This is a genomic window from Streptomyces sp. NPDC048349 (assembly GCF_040651925.1).
Lineage (GTDB): Bacteria > Actinomycetota > Actinomycetes > Streptomycetales > Streptomycetaceae > Streptomyces.
In genome coordinates this window covers 100,519-122,809 of sequence record NZ_JBEZLA010000002.1, presented here as the reverse complement: position 1 = coordinate 122,809, position 22,291 = coordinate 100,519, and the positions used below count along the sequence as shown (strand labels likewise).

The 22,291-nt window shown below is 69.0% G+C and carries 16 protein-coding genes and 1 tRNA gene; 11 read left to right on the top strand and 6 right to left on the bottom strand.

Features of this window, described 5'->3' with window-relative positions; genetic code table 11:
• Positions 1-224: 224 nt before the first annotated feature.
• A complete protein-coding gene (locus tag AB0D44_RS02305) occupies positions 225-1,451 on the bottom strand; it encodes a pyridoxal phosphate-dependent aminotransferase (protein ID WP_362583095.1) in 1,227 nt (408 codons plus the stop codon).
• Positions 1,452-1,656: 205 nt separating this feature from the next.
• On the opposite strand from AB0D44_RS02305, the gene AB0D44_RS02300 reads away from it, so the two are divergent.
• From AB0D44_RS02300 to AB0D44_RS02250, 11 genes are all read left to right on the top strand, one after another.
• Positions 1,657-1,729 (top strand) — tRNA-Trp (locus AB0D44_RS02300).
• A 106-nt stretch (positions 1,730-1,835) separates the two neighbouring features.
• Complete coding sequence (gene secE, locus AB0D44_RS02295) at positions 1,836-2,117, top strand: preprotein translocase subunit SecE (RefSeq protein ID WP_030298162.1); 282 nt, start codon at positions 1,836-1,838, stop codon at positions 2,115-2,117.
• An 84-nt stretch (positions 2,118-2,201) separates the two neighbouring features.
• Positions 2,202-3,113, top strand: coding sequence for a transcription termination/antitermination protein NusG (nusG, locus tag AB0D44_RS02290; protein ID WP_362583092.1), 912 nt, complete (start codon positions 2,202-2,204; stop codon positions 3,111-3,113).
• Between the two features lie 165 nt (positions 3,114-3,278).
• A complete protein-coding gene (gene rplK / locus AB0D44_RS02285; protein WP_069921505.1) occupies positions 3,279-3,713 on the top strand; it encodes a 50S ribosomal protein L11 in 435 nt (144 codons plus the stop codon).
• An 89-nt stretch (positions 3,714-3,802) separates the two neighbouring features.
• The gene (gene rplA, locus AB0D44_RS02280; protein WP_073912938.1) at positions 3,803-4,531 is read left to right on the top strand and encodes a 50S ribosomal protein L1; all 729 of its coding nucleotides are present in this window, start codon (positions 3,803-3,805) and stop codon (positions 4,529-4,531) included.
• Between the two features lie 164 nt (positions 4,532-4,695).
• Positions 4,696-5,565, top strand: coding sequence for a hypothetical protein (locus tag AB0D44_RS02275; protein ID WP_362583089.1), 870 nt, complete (start codon positions 4,696-4,698; stop codon positions 5,563-5,565).
• Between the two features lie 50 nt (positions 5,566-5,615).
• Complete coding sequence (locus AB0D44_RS02270; protein ID WP_362583086.1) at positions 5,616-6,512, top strand: hypothetical protein; 897 nt, start codon at positions 5,616-5,618, stop codon at positions 6,510-6,512.
• Positions 6,513-6,808: 296 nt separating this feature from the next.
• Positions 6,809-7,339, top strand: a complete 531-nt coding sequence (gene rplJ, locus AB0D44_RS02265; protein ID WP_229337006.1) for a 50S ribosomal protein L10 — start codon at positions 6,809-6,811, stop codon at positions 7,337-7,339.
• A gap of 110 nt (positions 7,340-7,449) precedes the next feature.
• The gene (gene rplL / locus AB0D44_RS02260; RefSeq protein WP_362583084.1) at positions 7,450-7,836 is read left to right on the top strand and encodes a 50S ribosomal protein L7/L12; all 387 of its coding nucleotides are present in this window, start codon (positions 7,450-7,452) and stop codon (positions 7,834-7,836) included.
• Positions 7,837-8,432: 596 nt separating this feature from the next.
• On the top strand, positions 8,433-11,915 hold the full coding sequence (gene rpoB, locus AB0D44_RS02255; RefSeq protein ID WP_362583082.1) for a DNA-directed RNA polymerase subunit beta: 3,483 nt from the start codon (positions 8,433-8,435) through the stop codon (positions 11,913-11,915).
• 98 nt (positions 11,916-12,013) lie between these two features.
• The gene (locus AB0D44_RS02250) at positions 12,014-15,913 is read left to right on the top strand and encodes a DNA-directed RNA polymerase subunit beta' (RefSeq protein ID WP_362583080.1); all 3,900 of its coding nucleotides are present in this window, start codon (positions 12,014-12,016) and stop codon (positions 15,911-15,913) included.
• 110 nt (positions 15,914-16,023) lie between these two features.
• On the opposite strand, the gene AB0D44_RS02245 is transcribed toward AB0D44_RS02250, so the two are convergent.
• The 5 genes from AB0D44_RS02245 to AB0D44_RS02225 all read right to left on the bottom strand — a co-directional run bounded on the left by AB0D44_RS02245 (position 16,024) and on the right by AB0D44_RS02225 (position 22,253).
• The gene (locus AB0D44_RS02245) at positions 16,024-17,397 is read right to left on the bottom strand and encodes a M48 family metalloprotease (protein WP_362583077.1); all 1,374 of its coding nucleotides are present in this window, start codon (positions 17,395-17,397) and stop codon (positions 16,024-16,026) included.
• A 25-nt stretch (positions 17,398-17,422) separates the two neighbouring features.
• Positions 17,423-17,962 carry a Pycsar system effector family protein gene (locus AB0D44_RS02240; RefSeq protein WP_362583074.1) on the bottom strand — a complete coding sequence of 180 codons (540 nt, stop codon included), beginning with the start codon at positions 17,960-17,962 and terminating at the stop codon, positions 17,423-17,425.
• Positions 17,959-19,368, bottom strand: a complete 1,410-nt coding sequence (locus tag AB0D44_RS02235) for a hypothetical protein (protein ID WP_362583072.1) — start codon at positions 19,366-19,368, stop codon at positions 17,959-17,961. Before AB0D44_RS02235 ends, AB0D44_RS02240 begins: the two co-directional genes overlap by 4 nt.
• Positions 19,369-19,387: 19 nt before the next feature.
• A complete protein-coding gene (locus AB0D44_RS02230) occupies positions 19,388-21,493 on the bottom strand; it encodes a hypothetical protein (RefSeq protein WP_362583069.1) in 2,106 nt (701 codons plus the stop codon).
• Between the two features lie 88 nt (positions 21,494-21,581).
• Positions 21,582-22,253: a hypothetical protein gene (locus AB0D44_RS02225; RefSeq protein ID WP_362583066.1), complete on the bottom strand. Its 672-nt coding sequence runs from the start codon at positions 22,251-22,253 to the stop codon at positions 21,582-21,584.
• Positions 22,254-22,291 lie beyond the last annotated feature (38 nt).

Sequence of the window (22,291 nt, the reverse complement as noted above, 5' to 3'; positions counted from 1 at the left end):
GCGCTCGGCGGGAGGGGGTTTTACCGATCGGGGGCTTGCCCGTACGCGTGAGCGGTGGCCGGGGCCGCCGCGCGCGGCCTTCCGGGCGCCGCCCCGGGCGCGCCTCACACGCCGGCGGGGGCGCGCCTCACACGCCGGCGGGGCGGAAACGGCCGAGCGGCGCCCGCCCCGGTGGGGGAGGCGCCGCTCGGGCGTGCTTGCCGGCCGCACAGGGCTCCGCAGTGCTACGCCTTGGCCTCCGCGAGGAGGTTCTGGATGCGGGTGACGCCCTCCACCAGGTCCTCGTCGCCCAGGGCGTAGGACAGGCGCAGGTAGCCCGGGGTGCCGAAGGCCTCGCCGGGGACGACCGCGACCTCGGCCTCGTCCAGGATCAGGGCGGCGAGCTCGACGGAGGTCTGCGGGCGCTTGCCGCGGATCTCCTTGCCCAGGAGCTCCTTGACCGAGGGGTACGCGTAGAACGCGCCCTCGGGGGTCGGGCAGAAGACGCCGTCGATCTCGTTCAGCATCTTGACCATCGTCTGGCGGCGGCGGTCGAAGGCCTTGCGCATCTCCGCGACCGCGTCCAGGTTCCCCGAGACGGCGGCCAGCGCGGCGACCTGGGCCACGTTGGAGACGTTGGAGGTGGCGTGCGACTGCAGGTTGGTCGCCGCCTTGACGACGTCCTGCGGGGCGATGACCCAGCCCACGCGCCAGCCGGTCATCGCGTAGGTCTTGGCGACGCCGTTGACGATGATGCACTTGTCGCGCAGGGCGGGGACCAGGACCGGCAGCGAGGTGAACTTCGCGTCGCCGTAGACCAGGTGCTCGTAGATCTCGTCCGTCAGCACCCACAGGCCGTGCTCCGCGGCCCACTCGCCGATCGCGCGGGCGTCGTCCTCGCTGTAGACCGAGCCCGTCGGGTTGGACGGGGAGACGAACAGGACGACCTTCGTGCGCTCGGTGCGGGCGGCTTCGAGCTGCTCGACGGAGACCCGGTAGCCCGTCGTCTCGTCGGCGACGACCTCGACCGGGACACCGCCGGCGAGACGGATGGACTCCGGGTAGGTGGTCCAGTACGGAGCCGGGACGATGACCTCGTCGCCCGGGTCCAGGATGGCCGCGAAGGCCTCGTAGATCGCCTGCTTGCCGCCGTTGGTCACCAGCACCTGCGACGCCTCGACCTCGTAGCCGGAGTCGCGCAGGGTCTTGGCGGCGATGGCGGCCTTGAGCTCCGGCAGACCGCCGGCCGGCGTGTAGCGGTGGTACTTCGGGTTGCGGCAGGCCTCGACCGCGGCCTCGACGATGTAGTCCGGGGTGGGGAAGTCGGGCTCGCCCGCGCCGAAGCCGATCACCGGGCGTCCGGCGGCCTTGAGGGCCTTGGCCTTGGCGTCCACGGCGAGGGTGGCGGACTCGGAAATGGCGCCGATACGGGCGGACACCCGGCGCTCGGAGGAAGGCGTTGCAGAGGTCATGTGAGCAATCGTCCCAGACGGCAAAGAGGTGCCGCACAACGTTTCAGTTACCGGACCGCGGGACGGCTCAGGGTCGGCCCGACGGGATCCTGTTCGACGTCAGGGCGTGGTTCACGTACACTCACCTGTCGTTGGACCTCGTCGACCGGCCCAAAGCGTGAGCACTCCGTGCACTCGCTCGGATGCGGTAGGTTGGGGGACGCAAAGGGTCGTAGCTCAATTGGTAGAGCACTGGTCTCCAAAACCAGCGGTTGGGGGTTCGAGTCCCTCCGGCCCTGCTCCACACTCCTTCTCGGATGTGTGTGCGCAGGTACGTACTTCGATGCAACGCCGTGCGGCGCAACCGGGCGCGGTACGGCCACGACCCGGATTCAGGTGAGAGACGTGACGGACGCCCTGGGCTCCATCGACATGCCTGACGCCGAGGACGACACCCGCGAGAAGAAGGCCCGCAAGGGCGGCAAGCGCGGCAAGAAGGGTCCTCTGGGCCGGCTCGCGCTGTTCTACCGCCAGATCGTCGCGGAACTCCGCAAGGTTGTATGGCCCACTCGCAACCAGCTCACGACGTACACCACCGTGGTGATTGTCTTCGTGGTCATCATGATCGGTCTGGTGACCGTGATTGACTATGGGTTCCAGGAAGCCATCAAGTTCGTCTTCGGCTGATCCCCGCGGAGGGCGGCGCCTTGATGGGTGCCGCCCGTTTTCGCATGTTCCACCACCTTTTGTATCCAGGAAGAAGCAGCCACCGTGTCTGACCCGAACCTGAACGCGAGCCACGACTCCGTCGAGTCCGTCGAGGACGAGCTCGACATCGTCGAGGCGGCAGACGCTGTGGACCCCGACGAGGCCGAGCGCGCCGACGCCAAGGCGGGTGTCGCCGCCGAGGAGGCCGCGCTGCACGTCCAGGACGAGGTCGACGCCGACGCCGAGATCGAGGACGACGCCGAGGTCGAGGCGGCTGCCGACGACACCGGTGAGGGCGACGCCCAGGCCGGGGCCGAGGCCGGCGAGGAGGCCGCCGAGGCCGAGCCCGTCGAGCCCGTCGACCCCATCCAGGCCCTGCGCGACGAGCTGCGCCTCCTGCCCGGCGAGTGGTACGTGATCCACACCTACGCCGGCTACGAGAAGCGCGTGAAGGCCAACCTGGAGCAGCGCGCCGTCTCGCTGAACGTCGAGGAGTTCATCTACCAGGCCGAGGTGCCCGAGGAAGAGATCGTTCAGATCAAGAACGGCGAGCGCAAGAACGTCCGGCAGAACAAGCTGCCCGGTTACGTTCTCGTCCGCATGGATCTGACGAACGAGTCCTGGGGTGTCGTCCGCAACACGCCTGGCGTCACCGGCTTCGTCGGCAACGCGTACGACCCGTACCCGCTGACGCTGGACGAGATCGTCAAGATGCTCGCCCCGGAGGCGCAGGAGAAGGCCGCCAAGGCCGCCGCGGAAGAGGCCGGCCTGCCGGCGCCCGCCGTCAAGCGCACCATCGAGGTCCTGGACTTCGAGGTCGGCGACTCGGTCACCGTCACCGACGGTCCGTTCGCCACGCTCCAGGCGACGATCAACGAGATCAACCCCGACTCGAAGAAGGTCAAGGGCCTCGTCGAGATCTTCGGCCGCGAGACCCCGGTCGAGCTCAGCTTCGACCAGATCCAGAAGAACTGATCTTCTGAGCGAAAGCTTCCGGACAGGTCAGATCGCCCCGTAAAGGGCGGTCTGACCTGCTCGGTTTTTAGCCCCGCACCGATACCCGTTATCGTGGTGCGGTATGCCTCCATCCGGATGACCGGATCGGCGGCTGAAAACTCTCACTAGGACCCGGAGAGAGCAATGCCTCCCAAGAAGAAGAAGGTCACGGGGCTTATCAAGCTCCAGATCAAGGCCGGTGCGGCCAACCCGGCTCCGCCGGTCGGCCCCGCGCTCGGTCAGCACGGCGTCAACATCATGGAGTTCTGCAAGGCCTACAACGCCGCGACCGAGTCGCAGCGTGGCATGGTCGTGCCGGTGGAGATCACGGTCTACGAGGACCGCTCCTTCACCTTCATCACCAAGACTCCGCCGGCCGCGCGCCTCATCCTGAAGCACGCGGGCGTGGAGAAGGGCTCCGGCGAGCCCCACAAGACCAAGGTCGCCAAGCTCACGGCCGCCCAGGTCAAGGAGATCGCCGAGCTGAAGATGCCCGACCTGAACGCCAACGACATCGACGCCGCCGTGAAGATCATTTCCGGCACCGCGCGTTCGATGGGCATCACCGTCGAAGGCTGATCCAGCCCCCCTCCAGCACCACCAGTGGTAGGGCCAAGCGCTGGTCCGCACCACGACTCCACGCCTGAAGAAACAACACAGGAGCAGAAGTGAAGCGCAGCAAGACTCTCCGCGCTGCGGACGCCAAGGTCGACCGGGAGAAGCTGTACGCCCCGCTCGAGGCCGTCCGTCTCGCCAAGGAGACCTCCGCGACCAAGTTCGACGGCACCGTCGAGGTCGCCTTCCGCCTGGGTGTCGACCCGCGCAAGGCCGACCAGATGGTCCGTGGCACCGTGAACCTCCCGCACGGCACCGGCAAGACCGCCCGGGTCCTGGTCTTCGCGACCGGTGACCGTGCTGCGGCCGCGGAAGCCGCCGGCGCCGACATCGTCGGCGACGACGAGCTGATCAACGAGATCGCCAAGGGCAACCGCCTGAACGAGTTCGACGCGGTTGTCGCCACCCCGGACCTCATGGGCAAGGTCGGCCGCCTCGGCCGCGTGCTCGGTCCCCGTGGCCTCATGCCGAACCCGAAGACCGGCACCGTCACCATGGACGTCGCCAAGGCTGTCACCGAGATCAAGGGTGGCAAGATCGAGTTCCGCGTCGACAAGCACTCGAACCTGCACTTCATCATCGGCAAGGTCTCCTTCTCCGATGACAAGCTGGTCGAGAACTACGGCGCCGCTCTGGACGAGATCCTCCGTCTGAAGCCGTCCGCCGCGAAGGGCCGCTACATCAAGAAGGCCGCCCTGAGCACCACCATGGGCCCCGGCATCCAGCTGGACCCGAACCGCACCCGGAACCTCCTCGTCGAGGAAGACCCGGCTGCTGTCTGAGCCTGACGGCTCACCGAGTGGCTGAACGGGCCCCTCGCCCCCCTCACGGGTGGCGGGGGGCCCGTTTTTTCGCATGCCCTGCGAACCCCGTGCGATTACTGTCAGTCGTCCGACGTACTGTCACTACTGACAAGACCGTTGAACGTCCAGGGGTGGGGAAACGAATGAACCTGTACCGCAAGAAGACCGCCGCAGCCGTCCTGGCCGCCGTCCTGCTCGCCGGCGGCGCCACGGCGTGCGAGGGCGGGAAGGACGCGAAGAAGGACAGCGGGGCCGCGGCCCCCTCTTCCCCGTCCAAGGCGGCGGAGAAGCCGGCGGAGGTCACGCCGGCCGCGTACCTGCAGAAGACGAAGAAGAAGTCCGAGGAGATAACCTCCCTGCGCTACACCATGGCCGGGGACGCCGCGGGGCAGAAGATCACCGCCGAGGCCTCCATGCGGCTCAAGCCCACCGTGGGCATGGCGATGACCATGGACTCGCCCGAGAAGCCGGGGGAGAAGGTCGGGATCCGCCTGATCGACGGGGCCATGTACCTGGGCTCCGACGGCAAGTGGCTGAAGTTCGACCTCAAGGCGCTGGCCCCGGAACAGGCCAAGCAGCTGGACTCGCTCGGCTCGGCCCAGCAGGGCCAGAACCCGGCCGACACGGCCGACAGCCTCAGCGCCGCCAAGGACCTCGCGAAGGTCGGCGAGGAGACCGTCGACGGCCAGAAGACGACCCACCTCGCCGGCACCGTCACCCTCGAGGACCTGCGGGCCGCCAGCGCCGCCTCCGCCCCCGAGGCCAAGGAGCGCCAGGAGAAGAACATCAAGGCGCTGGAGGCCGAGGGCATCAAGAGCCTCACCCTCGACATCTGGATCGACGAGGCCGACCAGGCCAAGCAGGTCCGCACCCGGGGCGCCGGCAACTCGGGCCCGATGGACCTCACCATCAAGTTCCTGGACGTCAACAAGCCGGTCGAGATCACGGCGCCGCCGGCCGACCAGGTCATCGACCTGGCCGAGATGATGAAGGACTCGGGCGAGGGCGCCTGACCGGCGCAGCAGCACCGCAGTACGGAGAACATGCACATGGGGGAGAACAAATGAACAAGGCTGTCCTGACCCGGGCCGGCGTCGCCGCGGCGGGGGCCGCACTGCTCGCGGGCTGCCTCACGGCCTGCGGGGGCGGCGGGGCCGGCGCGGCGGGCGCGGCGGGCGACGAGGCGCCGGCGGCCAAGGCGCCGACGCCCGTGGAGGTGGTGAAGGCCTCGTACCTGAAGACCGTGCCGGCCAAGTTCGCCACGATGGACATGTCCGTCACTGGCGACGACGGCAAGACGGACCGGATCACGGGAACGAAGGGCTGGTACCCGGCCGCCACGGGGATCTACGACCAGCCCGGGGGCGCCGGCGATCAGATCCTGATCGGCGACGACATCTACACCCACAGCGACGAGCCGGTGAACGGCAAGTCCTGGATGAAGATGAACCTGAACAAGGACGGCAAGCCCCGCTACCGCCTCAACGACGACCCCGCCGAGTACCTCGCCCTGCTCCTGGGTCAGGAAAAGCTCACGCTCGTCGGCGCGGAGCAGCCCGACGGCGTCGAGGCCCAGCACTTCAAGGGCAGCTTCACCCAGGCGGACCTGCTCACGGCGGACGAGAGCACCAAGGTGATGGAGGAGGGGAACCGCCAGTACCTCCGCGAGGCGGTGAAGGAGGTCACGAGCCTGGAAGTGGACCTGTGGATAGGCAAGGACGGCTACCCCGTCCGCGTCGACACGGTACGGACGATCGACAAGGGGACCACCAAGGTCTCGGCGAAGTTCTCCGGCTACGGCACCGCCCTGCCGGTGGTCGCCCCGCCCGCGGACCAGGTGGCCGACTTCGACGCGGTCATGAAGGGCATCGACGAGAGCCTCCAGGACAGCCGGCGGAAGCTGGACGAGGCGGATCAGACGCTCAGGGACGCCGGGCTGGGCGGTCTGAAGAAGCCCTGACGCACCGCCCCCGCGCGACGACAAGGCCTCCCGGGGCGTTCCCCGAGGGCGATTTGCCTTGGGTCGACCGCTTCACGTACGCTTCCCCAGAAGCCAAAGACCGCTGGTCGTTGCCGTGCCCGCAAGAGCGCGGTGGCCGAAGGATCCGTTGACGCGGACGTCCTGCGCAGGTGTTCGTGGAGAAGCTCCCGGAGTGATTCGGTCGAGCCTACGCCCCGTGCGCCTGCGCCGGGGCGTTTCGTTTTGTTCAGCCCCTTCTGAGCGGTCCTCATCACCCGGAAGGAGGCGAACGCACCATGCCGACGCCCAACAAGGCTGCATCGGTGGCCGAGCTCAAGGACGCGTTCCAGAGCTCCAACGCCGCCGTGCTGACCGAGTACCGGGGTCTCACCGTCGCGCAGCTCAAGACGCTGCGTCGCTCCCTCGGTGAGAACGCCCAGTACGCCGTGGTGAAGAACACGCTGACCAAGATTGCGGCCAACCAGGCCGGGATCACCGCGCTGGACGAGCACTTCGCTGGTCCGACCGCGGTCGCCTTCATCACCGGTGACCCGGTGGAGTCGGCGAAGAGCCTGCGTGACTTCGCCAAGGAAAACCCGAATCTCATCATCAAGGCGGGTGTCCTTGATGGCAAGGCGCTCTCCGCCGATGAGATCAAGAAGCTTGCGGACCTCGAGTCCCGCGAGGTTCTGCTCAGCAAGCTGGCCGGCGCGTTCAAGGGCAAGCAGTCCCAGGCTGCCTCGCTCTTCCAGGCGCTGCCGTCGAAGTTCGTCCGCACTGCGGAAGCGCTTCGCGTCAAGCTCGCCGAGCAGGGCGGTGCCGAGTAATTCGGCTCGCGCACTGATCCACGCCGCCTAGTGCGTGGGTCGTAGCGGGCCGTTACGCCCGCCTCTATATACATCCGGCACCTGCCGAATTAGTGGAAGGATCGCCCATCATGGCGAAGCTCTCTCAGGACGACCTCCTCGCCCAGTTCGAGGAGATGACCCTCATCGAGCTCTCCGAGTTCGTGAAGGCCTTCGAGGAGAAGTTCGACGTCACCGCCGCCGCGGCCGTCGCCGTTGCCGCCCCCGCCGGTGGTGCCGGTGGCGCTGCCGAGGCCGTCGAGGAGAAGGACGAGTTCGACGTCATCCTCACCGGTGCCGGCGACAAGAAGATCCAGGTCATCAAGGTCGTGCGTGAGCTGACCTCCCTGGGTCTGAAGGAGGCCAAGGACCTCGTGGACGGCGCCCCGAAGCCGGTCCTCGAGAAGGTCGCCAAGGACGCCGCCGACAAGGCCGCCGAGGCCCTCAAGGGCGCCGGTGCGGCCGTCGAGGTCAAGTAACACCTCTGGGGCCTCCTGAGGCCCCAACCAAGGGCGATCACCCGTAAGGGTGGTCGCCCTTTGGCGTACCGGCAGTGCCTGACTTGCCCTGGTCTCGTTGGGGAGTAGGGTGATCTTCGTTGCCTCGAAGCAGGGTCCGGAGATGATCCGCTCGGAGCAGGGGGCCTTGACGAACGGGACGCGGCGCGCAATTCTCAGTCCCGTCGCCAGCTCGAATCGGCTCGATCCCATGCGATCCAGCTCGATCCGAGATCCGAGGTATGGATCGGCTACGAAGAGGGCAGTACTCATACGCGCTCTGTGTACGAGAGCCGCGATGGCGTGGGACGCAGTGTTGATGTGAAGAGACGTGGGGAAGGCCTGTTGCCGGTTGCCGGAAACCTGGTCTGGACATCAGTGAGCCAAGTGGCTACACTGACCCTTTGCGCTGCCTGTTAGCTGTCCCCTGCCCGTCGCCAGGGGCATGCCCACGCTCGAGCACACTTGATTGATACGCCCTGACTTGGTCTTTTGGCCAGTTCAGGAGGGGTCTGTCTTCTGTGTCGGCTGGGACCGGTACGCGCGTAGTGAGTCCGAGCCCTCGGAAGGACCCCCTCTTGGCCGCCTCGCGCAACGCCTCGACCAATACGAACAACGGTGCCAGCACCGCCCCGCTGCGCATCTCCTTTGCAAAGATCAAGGAGCCCCTCGAGGTTCCGAACCTCCTGGCGCTGCAGACCGAGAGCTTTGACTGGCTGCTCGGTAATGCCGCCTGGAAGGCTCGCGTCGAGTCGGCGCTTGAGAGTGGACAGGACGTCCCCACCAAGTCCGGTCTGGAAGAGATCTTCGAGGAGATCTCGCCGATCGAGGACTTCTCCGGGTCGATGTCGCTGACCTTCCGCGACCACCGTTTCGAGCCGGCGAAGAACTCTGTCGACGAGTGCAAGGAGCGCGACTTCACGTACGCCGCTCCGCTGTTCGTCACGGCCGAGTTCACGAACAACGAGACCGGAGAGATCAAGTCTCAGACGGTCTTCATGGGCGACTTCCCGCTCATGACCAACAAGGGCACCTTCGTCATCAACGGCACCGAGCGTGTCGTCGTGTCGCAGCTTGTCCGCTCCCCCGGTGTCTACTTCGACTCCTCCATCGACAAGACGTCCGACAAGGACATCTTCTCCGCCAAGATCATCCCGTCCCGGGGTGCCTGGCTGGAGATGGAGGTCGACAAGCGCGACATGGTCGGTGTCCGCATCGACCGCAAGCGCAAGCAGTCCGTCACCGTCCTCCTGAAGGCTCTCGGCTGGACCACCGAGCAGATCCTCGAGGAGTTCGGCGAGTACGAGTCCATGCGCGCCACCCTGGAGAAGGACCACACCCAGGGGCAGGACGACGCGCTGCTCGACATCTACCGCAAGCTGCGCCCGGGCGAGCCGCCGACCCGCGAGGCCGCTCAGACGCTGCTCGAGAACCTCTACTTCAACCCGAAGCGCTACGACCTCGCGAAGGTCGGCCGCTACAAGGTGAACAAGAAGCTCGGCGCCGACGAGCCGCTCGACGCCGGTGTGCTCACCACCGACGACATCATCGCGACGATCAAGTACCTCGTGAAGCTCCACGCGGGCGAGACCGAGACGGTCGGCGAGTCGGGCCGGGAGATCGTCGTCGAGACCGACGACATCGACCACTTCGGCAACCGCCGCATCCGCAACGTCGGCGAGCTCATCCAGAACCAGGTCCGTACGGGTCTCGCCCGTATGGAGCGGGTCGTGCGCGAGCGCATGACCACCCAGGACGTCGAGGCGATCACGCCGCAGACCCTGATCAACATCCGGCCGGTCGTCGCCTCCATCAAGGAGTTCTTCGGCACCAGCCAGCTGTCGCAGTTCATGGACCAGAACAACCCGCTGTCGGGCCTGACGCACAAGCGTCGTCTCAACGCCCTCGGCCCGGGTGGTCTGTCCCGTGAGCGGGCCGGCTTCGAGGTCCGTGACGTCCACCCGTCGCACTACGGCCGCATGTGCCCCATCGAGACCCCTGAAGGCCCGAACATCGGTCTGATCGGCTCGCTGGCCTCCTACGGCCGCATCAACCCGTTCGGTTTCATCGAGACCCCGTACCGCAAGGTCGTCGACGGTGTCGTCACCGACGAGGTCGACTACCTCACGGCCGACGAGGAAGACCGCTTCGTCATCGCCCAGGCGAACGCCCGCCTGAACGACGAGATGCGCTTCACCGAGAACCGCGTGCTGGTCCGCCGTCGTGGTGGCGAGATCGACTACATCGCCGGTGACGACGTCGACTACATGGACGTCTCCCCGCGCCAGATGGTGTCCGTCGCGACCGCGATGATCCCCTTCCTCGAGCACGACGACGCCAACCGCGCCCTCATGGGCGCGAACATGATGCGCCAGGCCGTTCCGCTCATCAAGGCGGAGGCGCCGCTCGTCGGTACCGGCATGGAGTACCGCTGTGCGGTCGACGCCGGGGACTCGATCAAGGCGGAGAAGGACGGTGTCGTCCAGGAGGTCTCGGCCGACTACATCACCGTCGCCAACGACGACGGCACGTACACCACGTACCGCGTGTCGAAGTTCTCCCGCTCGAACCAGGGCACCTCGGTCAACCAGAAGGTGATCGTCAACGAGGGTGACCGGATCGTCGAGGCCCAGGTCCTCGCCGACGGCCCGGCCACCGAAGAGGGCGAGATGGCCCTCGGCAAGAACCTGCTCGTCGCGTTCATGCCGTGGGAAGGCCACAACTACGAGGACGCGATCATCCTGTCGCAGCGCCTCGTGCAGGACGACGTCCTCTCCTCGATCCACATCGAGGAGCACGAGGTCGACGCCCGTGACACCAAGCTGGGCCCGGAGGAGATCACCCGGGACATCCCGAACGTCTCCGAAGAGGTCCTCGCGGACCTCGACGAGCGCGGCATCATCCGCATCGGTGCGGACGTCGTCGCCGGCGACATCCTGGTCGGCAAGGTCACGCCCAAGGGTGAGACCGAGCTGACCCCGGAGGAGCGACTGCTCCGCGCGATCTTCGGTGAGAAGGCCCGCGAGGTGCGTGACACCTCGCTCAAGGTCCCCCACGGTGAGATCGGCAAGGTCATCGGTGTCCGCGTCTTCGACCGCGAGGAGGGCGACGAGCTTCCTCCGGGCGTGAACCAGCTGGTCCGCGTCTACGTCGCCCAGAAGCGCAAGATCACCGACGGTGACAAGCTCGCCGGCCGCCACGGCAACAAGGGTGTTATCTCGAAGATCCTTCCGATCGAGGACATGCCGTTCCTCGAGGACGGAACTCCGGTCGACATCATCCTGAACCCGCTGGGTGTCCCGTCCCGAATGAACCCGGGACAGGTCCTGGAGATCCACCTCGGCTGGCTCGCCAGCCGCGGCTGGGACGTCTCCGGCCTGGCGGACGAGTGGGCGCAGCGCCTCCAGGCGATCGGCGCCGACCAGGTCGCCCCCGGCACCAACGTCGCCACCCCCGTCTTCGACGGTGCGCGTGAGGACGAGCTGGCCGGCCTGCTCCAGCACACCATCCCGAACCGCGACGGCGAGCGCATGGTGCTCCCGACCGGTAAGGCGCGCCTGTTCGACGGCCGCTCCGGCGAGCCGTTCCCGGACCCGATCTCGGTCGGGTACATGTACATCCTCAAGCTGCACCACCTGGTCGACGACAAGCTCCACGCCCGTTCGACCGGTCCGTACTCGATGATCACGCAGCAGCCGCTGGGTGGTAAGGCGCAGTTCGGTGGTCAGCGCTTCGGTGAGATGGAGGTGTGGGCGCTTGAGGCTTATGGCGCCGCGTACGCGCTCCAGGAACTCCTGACGATCAAGTCCGACGACGTGACCGGCCGCGTGAAGGTCTACGAGGCCATCGTCAAGGGCGAGAACATCCCCGAGCCGGGCATTCCCGAGTCCTTCAAGGTGCTCATCAAGGAAATGCAGTCGCTCTGCCTCAACGTGGAGGTGCTGTCCTCGGACGGCATGTCCATCGAGATGCGCGACACCGACGAGGACGTCTTCCGCGCGGCGGAGGAGCTCGGTATCGACCTGTCCCGGCGCGAGCCGAGCAGCGTCGAAGAGGTCTGACGGGCCTGACGGGGGGCTCCCTGAGAGAGCCCCCCGTCATCCCCGGGACCGTTCAGACCATGATTGAGACTCGACCCCGAAAGAGGGATTGACGCACAGTGCTCGACGTCAACTTCTTCGACGAGCTGCGGATCGGCCTTGCCACCGCGGACGACATCCGAACCTGGTCGCACGGCGAGGTCAAGAAGCCGGAGACCATCAACTACCGCACCCTCAAGCCCGAGAAGGACGGACTCTTCTGCGAGAAGATCTTCGGTCCTACCCGGGACTGGGAGTGCTACTGCGGCAAGTACAAGCGTGTCCGCTTCAAGGGCATCATCTGTGAGCGCTGTGGCGTCGAAGTCACGCGCGCCAAGGTGCGCCGTGAGCGGATGGGCCACATCGAGCTTGCCGCTCCCGTCACCCACATCTGGTACTTCAAGGGCGTCCCGTCGCGCCTGGGCTACCTGCTGGACCTCGCGCCGAAGGACCTCGAGAAGGTCATCTACTTCGCCGCGTACATGATCACGTTCGTGGACGACGAGCGCCGCACCCGCGACCTCCCGTCGCTGGAGGCCCACGTCTCCGTCGAGCGCCAGCAGATCGAGAACCGCCGTGACGCGGACCTCGAAGGCCGTGCCAAGAAGCTCGAGACCGACCTGGCCGAGCTCGAGGCCGAGGGCGCCAAGGCCGACGTGCGCCGCAAGGTGCGCGAGGGTGCCGAGCGCGAGATGAAGCAGCTCCGTGACCGCGCCCAGCGCGAGATCGACCGCCTCGACGAGGTGTGGAACCGCTTCAAGAACCTCAAGGTCCAGGACCTCGAGGGCGACGAGCTGCTCTACCGCGAGCTGCGCGACCGCTTCGGCACGTACTTCGACGGTTCGATGGGTGCCGCGGCGCTGCAGAAGCGCCTGGAGTCCTTCGACCTCGAGGAAGAGGCCGAGCGCCTCCGCGAGATCATCCGTACCGGCAAGGGCCAGAAGAAGACCCGTGCGCTCAAGCGCCTCAAGGTCGTCTCCGCGTTCCTGCAGACCAGCAACAGCCCCAAGGGCATGGTGCTGGACTGCGTGCCGGTGATCCCGCCGGACCTGCGTCCGATGGTGCAGCTGGACGGTGGCCGCTTCGCGACCTCCGACCTGAACGACCTGTACCGCCGCGTGATCAACCGCAACAACCGTCTGAAGCGACTCCTTGACCTCGGTGCCCCCGAGATCATCGTGAACAACGAGAAGCGCATGCTTCAGGAGGCCGTGGACGCCCTCTTCGACAACGGTCGTCGTGGTCGTCCGGTGACCGGTCCCGGCAACCGTCCGCTGAAGTCCCTGAGCGACATGCTCAAGGGCAAGCAGGGTCGATTCCGTCAGAACCTCCTCGGCAAGCGCGTGGACTACTCCGCGCGTTCCGTGATCGTCGTCGGTCCGCAGCTGAAGCTGCACCAGTGTGGTCTGCCCAAGGCCATGGCGCTGGAGCTCTTCAAGCCGTTCGTGATGAAGCGCCTGGTCGACCTGAACCACGCGCAGAACATCAAGTCGGCGAAGCGCATGGTCGAGCGCGGCCGCACGGTCGTGTACGACGTGCTCGAAGAGGTCATCGCCGAGCACCCGGTGCTGCTGAACCGTGCGCCCACGCTGCACCGCCTCGGCATCCAGGCCTTCGAGCCCCAGCTGGTCGAAGGCAAGGCCATCCAGATCCACCCGCTCGTCTGCACCGCGTTCAACGCGGACTTCGACGGTGACCAGATGGCCGTGCACCTGCCGCTCTCCGCGGAGGCGCAGGCCGAGGCCCGCATCCTGATGCTGTCCTCGAACAACATCCTCAAGCCGGCCGACGGCCGTCCGGTCACGATGCCGACCCAGGACATGGTCCTCGGTCTGTTCTTCCTGACCACCGACGGTGAGCTCCGTGACACCAAGGGCGAGGGCCGCGCGTTCGGCTCCACGGCCGAGGCGATCATGGCGTTCGACGCCGGCGAGCTCGCGCTGCAGTCGTCCGTCGACATCCGCTTCCCGGTGGGCACCATCCCGCCGCGCGGCTGGGTGCCGCCGGTCGCCGAAGAGGGCGAGCAGGAGTTCCAGCCGGGCGACAGCTTCCGTCTGCGCACCTCGCTGGGCCGCGCGCTCTTCAACGAGCTGCTGCCCGAGGACTACCCGTTCGTCGACTACTCGGTGGGCAAGAAGCAGCTCTCCGAGATCGTCAACGACCTGGCGGAGCGCTACCCCAAGGTCATCGTGGCGGCGACGCTCGACAACCTGAAGGCGGCCGGCTTCCACTGGGCAACCCGTTCGGGCGTCACCGTGGCCATCTCCGACGTCGTCGTGCCCGAGGCCAAGAAGGCCATCGTCGCGGGCTACGAGGCGATGGACGAGAAGGTCCAGAAGCAGTACGAGCGCGGTCTGATCACCAAGGACGAGCGCACGCAGGAGCTCATCGCGATCTGGACCAAGGCGACCAACGAGGTTGCCGAGGCGATGAACGCGAACTTCCCCAAGACGAACCCCATCTTCATGATGGTTGACTCGGGTGCCCGAGGAAACATGATGCAGATGCGACAGATCGCCGGTATGCGTGGTCTGGTGTCGAACGCGAAGAACGAGACCATCCCGCGTCCGATCAAGGCGTCCTTCCGTGAGGGCCTCACCGTTCTGGAGTACTTCATCTCCACGCACGGTGCCCGTAAGGGTCTGGCGGACACCGCCCTGCGTACCGCCGACTCGGGTTACCTGACCCGTCGTCTGGTGGACGTCTCGCAGGACGTGATCATCCGCGAGGAGGACTGCGGTACCGAGCGCGGCCTGAAGCTGAAGATCGCCGTTCGCGGCGAGGACGGCGTGCTGCGCAAGGCCGACGACGTCGAGACCTCGATCTACGCCCGCATGCTGGCCGAGGACGTCGTCATCGACGGCAAGGTCATCGCGCCGGCCAACGTCGACCTCGGTGACGTGCTCATCGACGCCCTGGTCGCCAACGGCGTCGAGGAGGTCAAGACCCGCTCGGTCCTGACCTGTGAGTCCGCGGTCGGCACCTGTGCCTTCTGCTACGGACGCTCGCTCGCCACCGGCAAGCTGGTCGACATCGGTGAGGCGGTCGGCATCATCGCCGCCCAGTCCATCGGTGAGCCCGGTACCCAGCTGACGATGCGTACCTTCCACACCGGTGGTGTGGCCGGTGACGACATCACGCAGGGTCTGCCGCGTGTCGTCGAGCTCTTCGAGGCCCGTACCCCGAAGGGTGTCGCCCCGATCTCCGAGGCCGCCGGCCGCGTGCGGATCGAGGAGACCGAGAAGACGAAGAAGATCGTCATCACCCCGGACGACGGCAGCGACGAGACGGCCTTCCCGATCTCGAAGCGCGCCAAGGTCATCGTGTCCGAGGGCGACCACGTCGAGGTGGGCCAGAAGCTCACCATGGGTGCCACCAACCCGCACGACGTGCTGCGCATCCTCGGCCAGCGTGCCGTCCAGGTCCACCTGGTCGGCGAAGTCCAGAAGGTCTACAACTCGCAGGGCGTGTCGATCCACGACAAGCACATCGAGATCATCATCCGGCAGATGCTGCGCCGCGTGACGATCATCGAGTCCGGCGACGCGGAGCTCCTGCCGGGCGAGCTGGTCGAGCGGTCGAAGTTCGAGACCGAGAACCGTCGTGTGGTCACCGAGGGCGGTCACCCCGCCTCCGGCCGTCCGCAGCTGATGGGTATCACCAAGGCCTCGCTGGCGACGGAGTCCTGGCTGTCGGCCGCCTCCTTCCAGGAGACGACCCGAGTCCTGACGGATGCGGCGATCAACGCCAAGTCCGACAGCCTCATCGGCCTCAAGGAGAACGTCATCATCGGTAAGCTCATCCCGGCCGGTACGGGCCTCGCCCGCTACCGCAACATCCGGGTGGAGCCCACCGAGGAGGCCAAGGCCGCGATGTACTCGGCCGTCGGCTACGACGACATCGACTACTCGCCCTTCGGCACCGGCTCCGGCCAGGCTGTCCCGCTGGAGGACTACGACTACGGCCCCTACAACGGCTGACGAAGTCAGACGTCGTAGGGCACAGCACGGCTGAGTCGGACCAGAGCAGCAACCGCAGGGCGGTCACCCGAGAGGGTGGCCGCCCTGCGGCGCGTGGTGCCCCGCGTGGGTCACCGGGCGGGTTGCAGGTACGGCTGGAGGTGGTGCAGCCGGGTCCGGTGGTCGGGGTGGGTGGAGAGCAGCCGGTCCAGGGTGCCGGGTTCGGCGAAGGGCTTGCCGGTCTGGAGGAGGACCGCGTGCTTCTCCCGCTCCTCCTGGACCATCACCCCGTGCAGCATCTGCGCGAGCATCGGGGCGAAGCCGAGTACGGCGGCGTGCTCGTCGGCCCGCAGCTCGGCGCGGCGGCCCACCGCGGCCGTCAGGTAGGGCATCACGAGCAGCAGCAGCGGGAGCCCGTAGGTGGCGGTGATCGTCACCAGGGTGAACATGCCGACGAAGATGATCACGAACCCGGCCGCCAGGTACGAGAAGAAGCTGGTGAACCGGATGACGAAGACGGTCACGGCCCGGATGACCTGCCAGGCGATCCGCCCGGGCAGGGAGTACCACCAGCCCAGCAGCCCGGACCAGGAGTGGCCGCCGGTGTGGTGGCCGAGCTCGTGGGCGAGTACGGCGGCCAGCTGGGACTTCGGCAGGTTCTCCAGGGCGTACCGGGTGACGCCGACAATGTGCCCGGCCGCCGCGTAGGCGTTGAGGTGGTCGCCGTCCTCGATCCACAGCTCGTAGCGGCTGCCGTCGACGCCGGCGCGGGCCGTGACCTCGCGCCACACCGGGGTGAGTGCGGCCAGCTCGTGGGGGAGCGGGCGTTGCAGGCGCAGCAGGTGCCGGGCGAAGAAGTCCTCGCTGGGCCGGTGGAAGACGAGCGCCCCCGAGGCGATCCACAGCAGGGCGGGCACCCAGGCGGGCAGGCCGGTCAGGGCTTCCAGGAGGGCGGCGACGAGCAGCACCACCATCAGGCTCATCAGGAACCCGGGGACGTGCAGGGCGAGCTGGCCGAAGGCGGTGGCGTCGGCGCTGCGCTGCTGCGCCTTGATGTGGACGCGGGTGCCGGGCGCGATCTGGTAGTCCAGGTCGTCCAGGGGGGCCGGGGCCGGGGCCGGGGCGGGGCCGGGGACCGGTAACGGGGCCTGGGGGTGGGTCTGGGCCGGCACCCCGGGCGGGAGCTGCGGCGGGGCCTGCGCGTAGGCGGGCTGCTGGGTCGCGGGGGGCTGGTAGGCCGGGTGCGCGGGGTAGGCGGGCTGCGCCGGGTACGCGGGCTGCGGGGGCGGCTGCTGGGCGGGCGGATGGGCCGTCGGGTACGCCGGGGGCGGTGGGCTCTGGGGGTGCTGGGGGCTCTGCGGGTACTGCGGGGTCGGGGAGTGCTGGGGGGACTGTGGGTACTGCGGGGGCGGGGTCTGGGAGGGCTGGGGGTACTCCGGGGCCTGAGGGTGCTGCGGGTGGGGTGGGTGCTGAGGGCTCTGCGGGTATTCGGGTGGCTGGTTCACGGTGATCCTTCGGGGTTCGGGGACGTCAGCCGATGAGCAGGGCGGCGGGGAGCAGGACGGCGGCGGCGCAGAACGCGAACAGGCCGGTCCTGATCCACTGGTGCTTGCGGGCGGCGATCCGGCTGTTCTCCGCGAGGGCCGCCATGAGCGACGCCGCCGGGTCGCGGTCGGTGTCGGCGAGGGCCTCGGCGAGACGGCCCTGGCGGACCGCGGAGCGGATGTCGCCGAAGTAGGAGAGCGGGGTGCCGGGATGCCACTCGGTGGCGCGGTACCGGGGCAGCACCGCGAGCAGCAGGGCGGGCAGGGCCAGGGCCAGGGCGGTGGCTCCGGTCCACCAGACGGCCGTGCCCGGGGTGGAGAGCGAGTCCGGCCGCCAGCCCTTCCCGGCGAGCAGGGCGCTGATCACACCGGCGGTCATGCCGAGGGCGCCGACCAGCACGGAGGCCTTGCTGTCGGCCCGGGCTATCTCGGCGCGCAGGTCGGCGAGCAGCCGGGTGGCGGCCTCGCCGCCGGGCGGGACCGGGGTCGGGGTCGACGTCGGGACCGGGGTCGGAGACGGGGTCACGGCTGCGGCCTTCCGGCATCGGCTTCGGTGTCGGTCTCCGCTTCGGGAGCCGGGGGCGGCGGCTGTACGGGGGCGGTCCCGTACCCGGGCGGCGGCTCCCACTGCGCGAAGGTCGGGGGCGGTCCGAACTGTCCGGCGGGGGCGGCCGGCGGTACCTGCGGCGGGTGCGGCGGCTGCGCGGGCGGTCCCTGGGGCAGCCCCGGCGGCGGGCCCGCCGGTGGTCCCGCCTGTGGTCCCGTCGGCGGTGCCTGGGGCGGCTGCGCGGGCGGCGGTCCGGGCGGCGGTGCCTGGGGCGGGAGCTGGCCCGGGTACTGCGGCGGGGCCGGCGGGGACGGGTCGTGGGGGACGCCCGGGAGGCGTTGGTTGAGGATGTCGTTCATGGCCCGCAGCGCCAGCTGCTTGGGGCCCTGCAGCTCGTGCCGCTCGGCCCCGCCGTCGGCGAGCACCTGGCTGACCAGGCTCATCTGGTCCCGGATCATCTGGAGCTGGTCCTCGCGCATGGTCCGCATCACGAGGGCGGAGTCCTCGGGGTGCTGGGCCAGGTGCAGGGCCCAGCCGTGCACGCCGCCCTGCTCCAGGTGCCACTGGTAGAAGGCGATCTTCTCGGCCTCGACGCGTTGCAGCTCTGCCTGCTGGCGGCTGAGCTCGACGCGCTGCTGGTGCTCCCACTGCTGCTGCTGGAGGGCGAGCTGGTGCTGCTGGACGCCGTAGGCCAGCGCCCGCCCCGTCGTGAGCTCGTCCTGCTGGCGGGCCCGCTGGTCCAGCTGGACGTCGTAGCGCATGCCGAGCTCCTCGGTGAGGATCTGCTCGGCGCTGCCGTGCTGGATGGCCTGCAGGCGCAGCTGGTGGTCGATGTTCTCCTGGTCGCGGCGCAGCCGCACCGTCCAGGAGGTCTGCAGCCCGCAGTCCCGGCCCAGCGGGCGGGTCTCGGGCAGCACCCGCAGCAGCTCGCCCTCGGCCCGCGCGCTGTCGGCGATGGCGAAGCGCCGGGCGACCGGTCGCCCGGCCTGCTCCAGCTCGCCCAGCAGGAGCCGCGGCACGTCGCGCTGGCCGCTCGCCACGAACAGGGCGGGGTCCGCCACCCGCCAGCTGATCTCCACGGCCACCACGAACTGGTAGGCGTCGTTGTCGCTGGGCAGCTCGATGTCCGTGCGGACGTGGTGGACTCCCGTGTCGACCTCGTACACCGCCGTGTAGCCGCGGGTGGAGCCGGGCCGGTGCGGCGGCAGGAAGGCGACGTACCCGCCCTTGGCGGTCGAGAAGACCAGGGCGTGGTCGATGCGGGTCTGCAGCTTGCGGAACACCTCGAACCGCCCGAGCTGCTGGACGGTGATCACCGGGTCGATCAGCTGGGTGTGCCGGTCGGCGGGCTGTTCCCAGTCCGGCTGGCGGCGGGGATCGGACATCGTGCGGCTTCTCCTCGGTTCAGTGGGTCGGCAGTACGGTCAGCAGGCGTACGGAGACGGCGGGTACCTCGCCGTGGACCCCGTGGTGCAGCAGGTGGGACAGCCGGTCGCGCTCGCGGGTCCCGGTGGCCAGGGCGGGCAGCAGGGCGGCGAGCGCCCACTCGGTGTCGCGGTCGCGGTCGGCGGCCACCACCCAGTCGTGCAGCAGGTCGAGGGCCTCCTCCTGGCCGCCGGGGCGGTCGAGCGCGGCGCGCCACAGGACGGCGATGCCCCGGGCCGACTCGGGCCTGGTCGCGGCCGCGCGGGCGTACCAGTGGAGGACCAGCGGGCGGCCGTGGGGCTCGTCGTCCTCGGTGTGCCCGCACGCGCGCAGGAAGCCGTCCAGGGCGAGGCCGATGGCGGCCCGGTCGTCGTCGCGGGTGCGCAGCAGCTCCTCGAGGACCTCGTCGCGCGCGTCCGAGAGCAGCAGCAGCTCGACGGACTGGGCGAGCTCGCGCAGCACCGCGGTGTCGTTCCCGTCGCGCCGGACGGCCGCGCGCAGCGCTTCGACGGTCTGCGCCGGCCGTTCGTCGCCGATCAGCCCGTGGACGCGGATCGCGGCCCAGCGCAGGCGCGCGGGCGCGTCCTCGTCGGCGCACCAGCGGTCGATGATCCGCGGGATGTTCGGGGTGCCGATGACGTGGGCGAGCGCGAGGGCGTTGACGGCGCCGATCCGCAGCCACGGCCGGTCGGACAGCGCCCAGTCCTCGATGACGAGGGCCATCGCGGAGGGCAGGTCGTGGAGCGCGAGCACGGCGACGGTGGATGCGGCCCGGGTGCGTACGAAGGACCGCCCGTCGGCCGCGAGCAGCCGCAGCCAGCCGACCAGCGCGGGGCGGGCGGACGGGTGGCCCGTCCACACCTCGCGGAGCAGGACCGCCGCGAGGCGGTCGTCCTGGAAGGCGGCCATCGACTGGGTGACCGGGCCCCACTCGGTCTGCTCCTCCTTGGGGTAGCGGATGGCGCGGGCCAGCTGGAGGCGCTTGGCGGGGTTGGTGCCGAAGACCGGGACGGCCGCGGGCAGAGCGGGGTCCTCGGTGCGCTGGAGGAGGCCGAAGAGGAGGTCGCTGAGTTCGGCGGTGAGGGCGTACGGCCCTTTGTGGAAGGCGGCGAGGGCGACGAGGAAGGCCTTCTCCCGCAGGTGGAGCGTCCCGTCCCGGTCCTCGAACCACTCCTGGATCTGCTGTTCGAGGGCGGCCCGGGAGAAGTGCTCGATCTCCGAGGCGCCGGCCCCGTCGAGGGAGTGCTGCTCCAGCAGGACGGCGAACCGCGCGGCCTCGCGGATCTGGTGGTGCCGGCTCAGGAAGTCGGTGACGGGGGGAAGCGCCAGCAGCCGCCGTAACTCGCCCTCGTCGGCCACCCGTGCACGCAGCGAGGAGTGCAGGACGGCGGCGGTCGCCGGAGGCTGCCAGGGGAGGCCCGCGATGCCCTCGAGGTGGGTGTGCGGACCGGCGGTGATCACCAGGAAGCTCCGCTCGTCGAGCTCGTCCCGGGCGGCCAGCAGGTGCGTGTCGCGCAGCGGCTGGTTCCGCGTGGTGATCGGGTCGCACAGGACGTACCCCCGTGCCTCCCGCGAGCCCAGCTGCTCGGCCAGGTTCTCGGGCGCCGTACTGCGGTCAAGCTGGTGGACCGACGAGGCGCCCAGGTGGCGCAGCAGCATGAGGGCGGCGGTGCGCCGGCCGGTGAAACGGGGGCCGGTGAGGACCAGGACGCGTTCCTTGCGGAGCCGTTCCAGCAGGTCCTGGAAGTTGCTGCCCTCCTCGGCGAACACCCGGTCGAGGAGCTTCAGCGTGGCTTTCGGGACCTCGCCGGAGGTGTACGCAGCGCCGCCGGCGGCCAGGTTGTTCACGGTGATGCCGCCGTGGAAGGTGCCGCCGCTGATGCCGTGGTTGACGCCGCCGAACTGTCCGCCGCCGACGCCGCCGCGCATGGCGTCGGGGATGTCGCGCAGCAGGTCCCGCCGGGCGTCGTAGGCGCTCTGGGGCTGGGCCTCCTCGGGAGCCGCGGCGGCGGCCGGCTCGGCCGGGGACTCCGCCGGGCCCGCCGCCTCGGCCGGCGCCGCGGCGTCCCCGACCGGGGTGCTCATCGGCGCTCACCGCCGCCCAGCCGGATGTCACCGTGGAAGGTGCCGCCGCTGATGCCGTGGTTGACACCGCCGAACTGTCCGCCGTTGATCACCTGCGCGGACCGGGCCGGGGCCGCCCCGGCTCCGGCCCCGGCCCCGGTCCCCGTCCCGGCGCCGGAGTCCCCCTCCGGCTCCGGCGCCGGGCCCCCTTCGGCAGTGGTCCGTACAGCCAGGCGCCCAGCGGGCCGTTCTTGCTGGGCATGGTGACCGGGCTGAATTCCTCGGCCGGGATGCCGGTGTGGTTGTGCCGCACGATGCCCGCGTACACCGGCTCCGAGACGCAGAGCGCGTAGTCGTCGGTGCGCTCGCGCAGGGCCTGCTTCAGGGGTTCGCCGTCCAGCAGCCGGCAGGCGTGGTTGAGGTCCGAGCCCACCCATCCGTCGTACGCGTCGATGGCGACGTAGCCGGTCGCGAGGACCGCCCGGAGCCGGATCTGCGCCGACGCGGACGCCAGCCGGTTCACGGCGCGGAGCTGGGCGGGAACCTCGGTCAGCAGCGTGCGCAGCAGCGTGGTGAGCGGCGCGTTCGGGTCGATCAGCTCCATGATCGCGTCGCCGCGGTCGGCCCGCAGCCGTAACGTCTGGTCGATCCCGGCGGCCAGCAGGGTCCGGTCGACGACGTCGTACAGCATCCGGCGGAGGAAGGCCTGCTGGACGTCGTCGCGCTCGCTGAACCGCTCGGTGTCGACCAGAAGGATGGTGCGGGGGAGTGGGTCGCTCATGATCGCCTCTCGTGGTGGATCCCTGCTGTGACAAGACA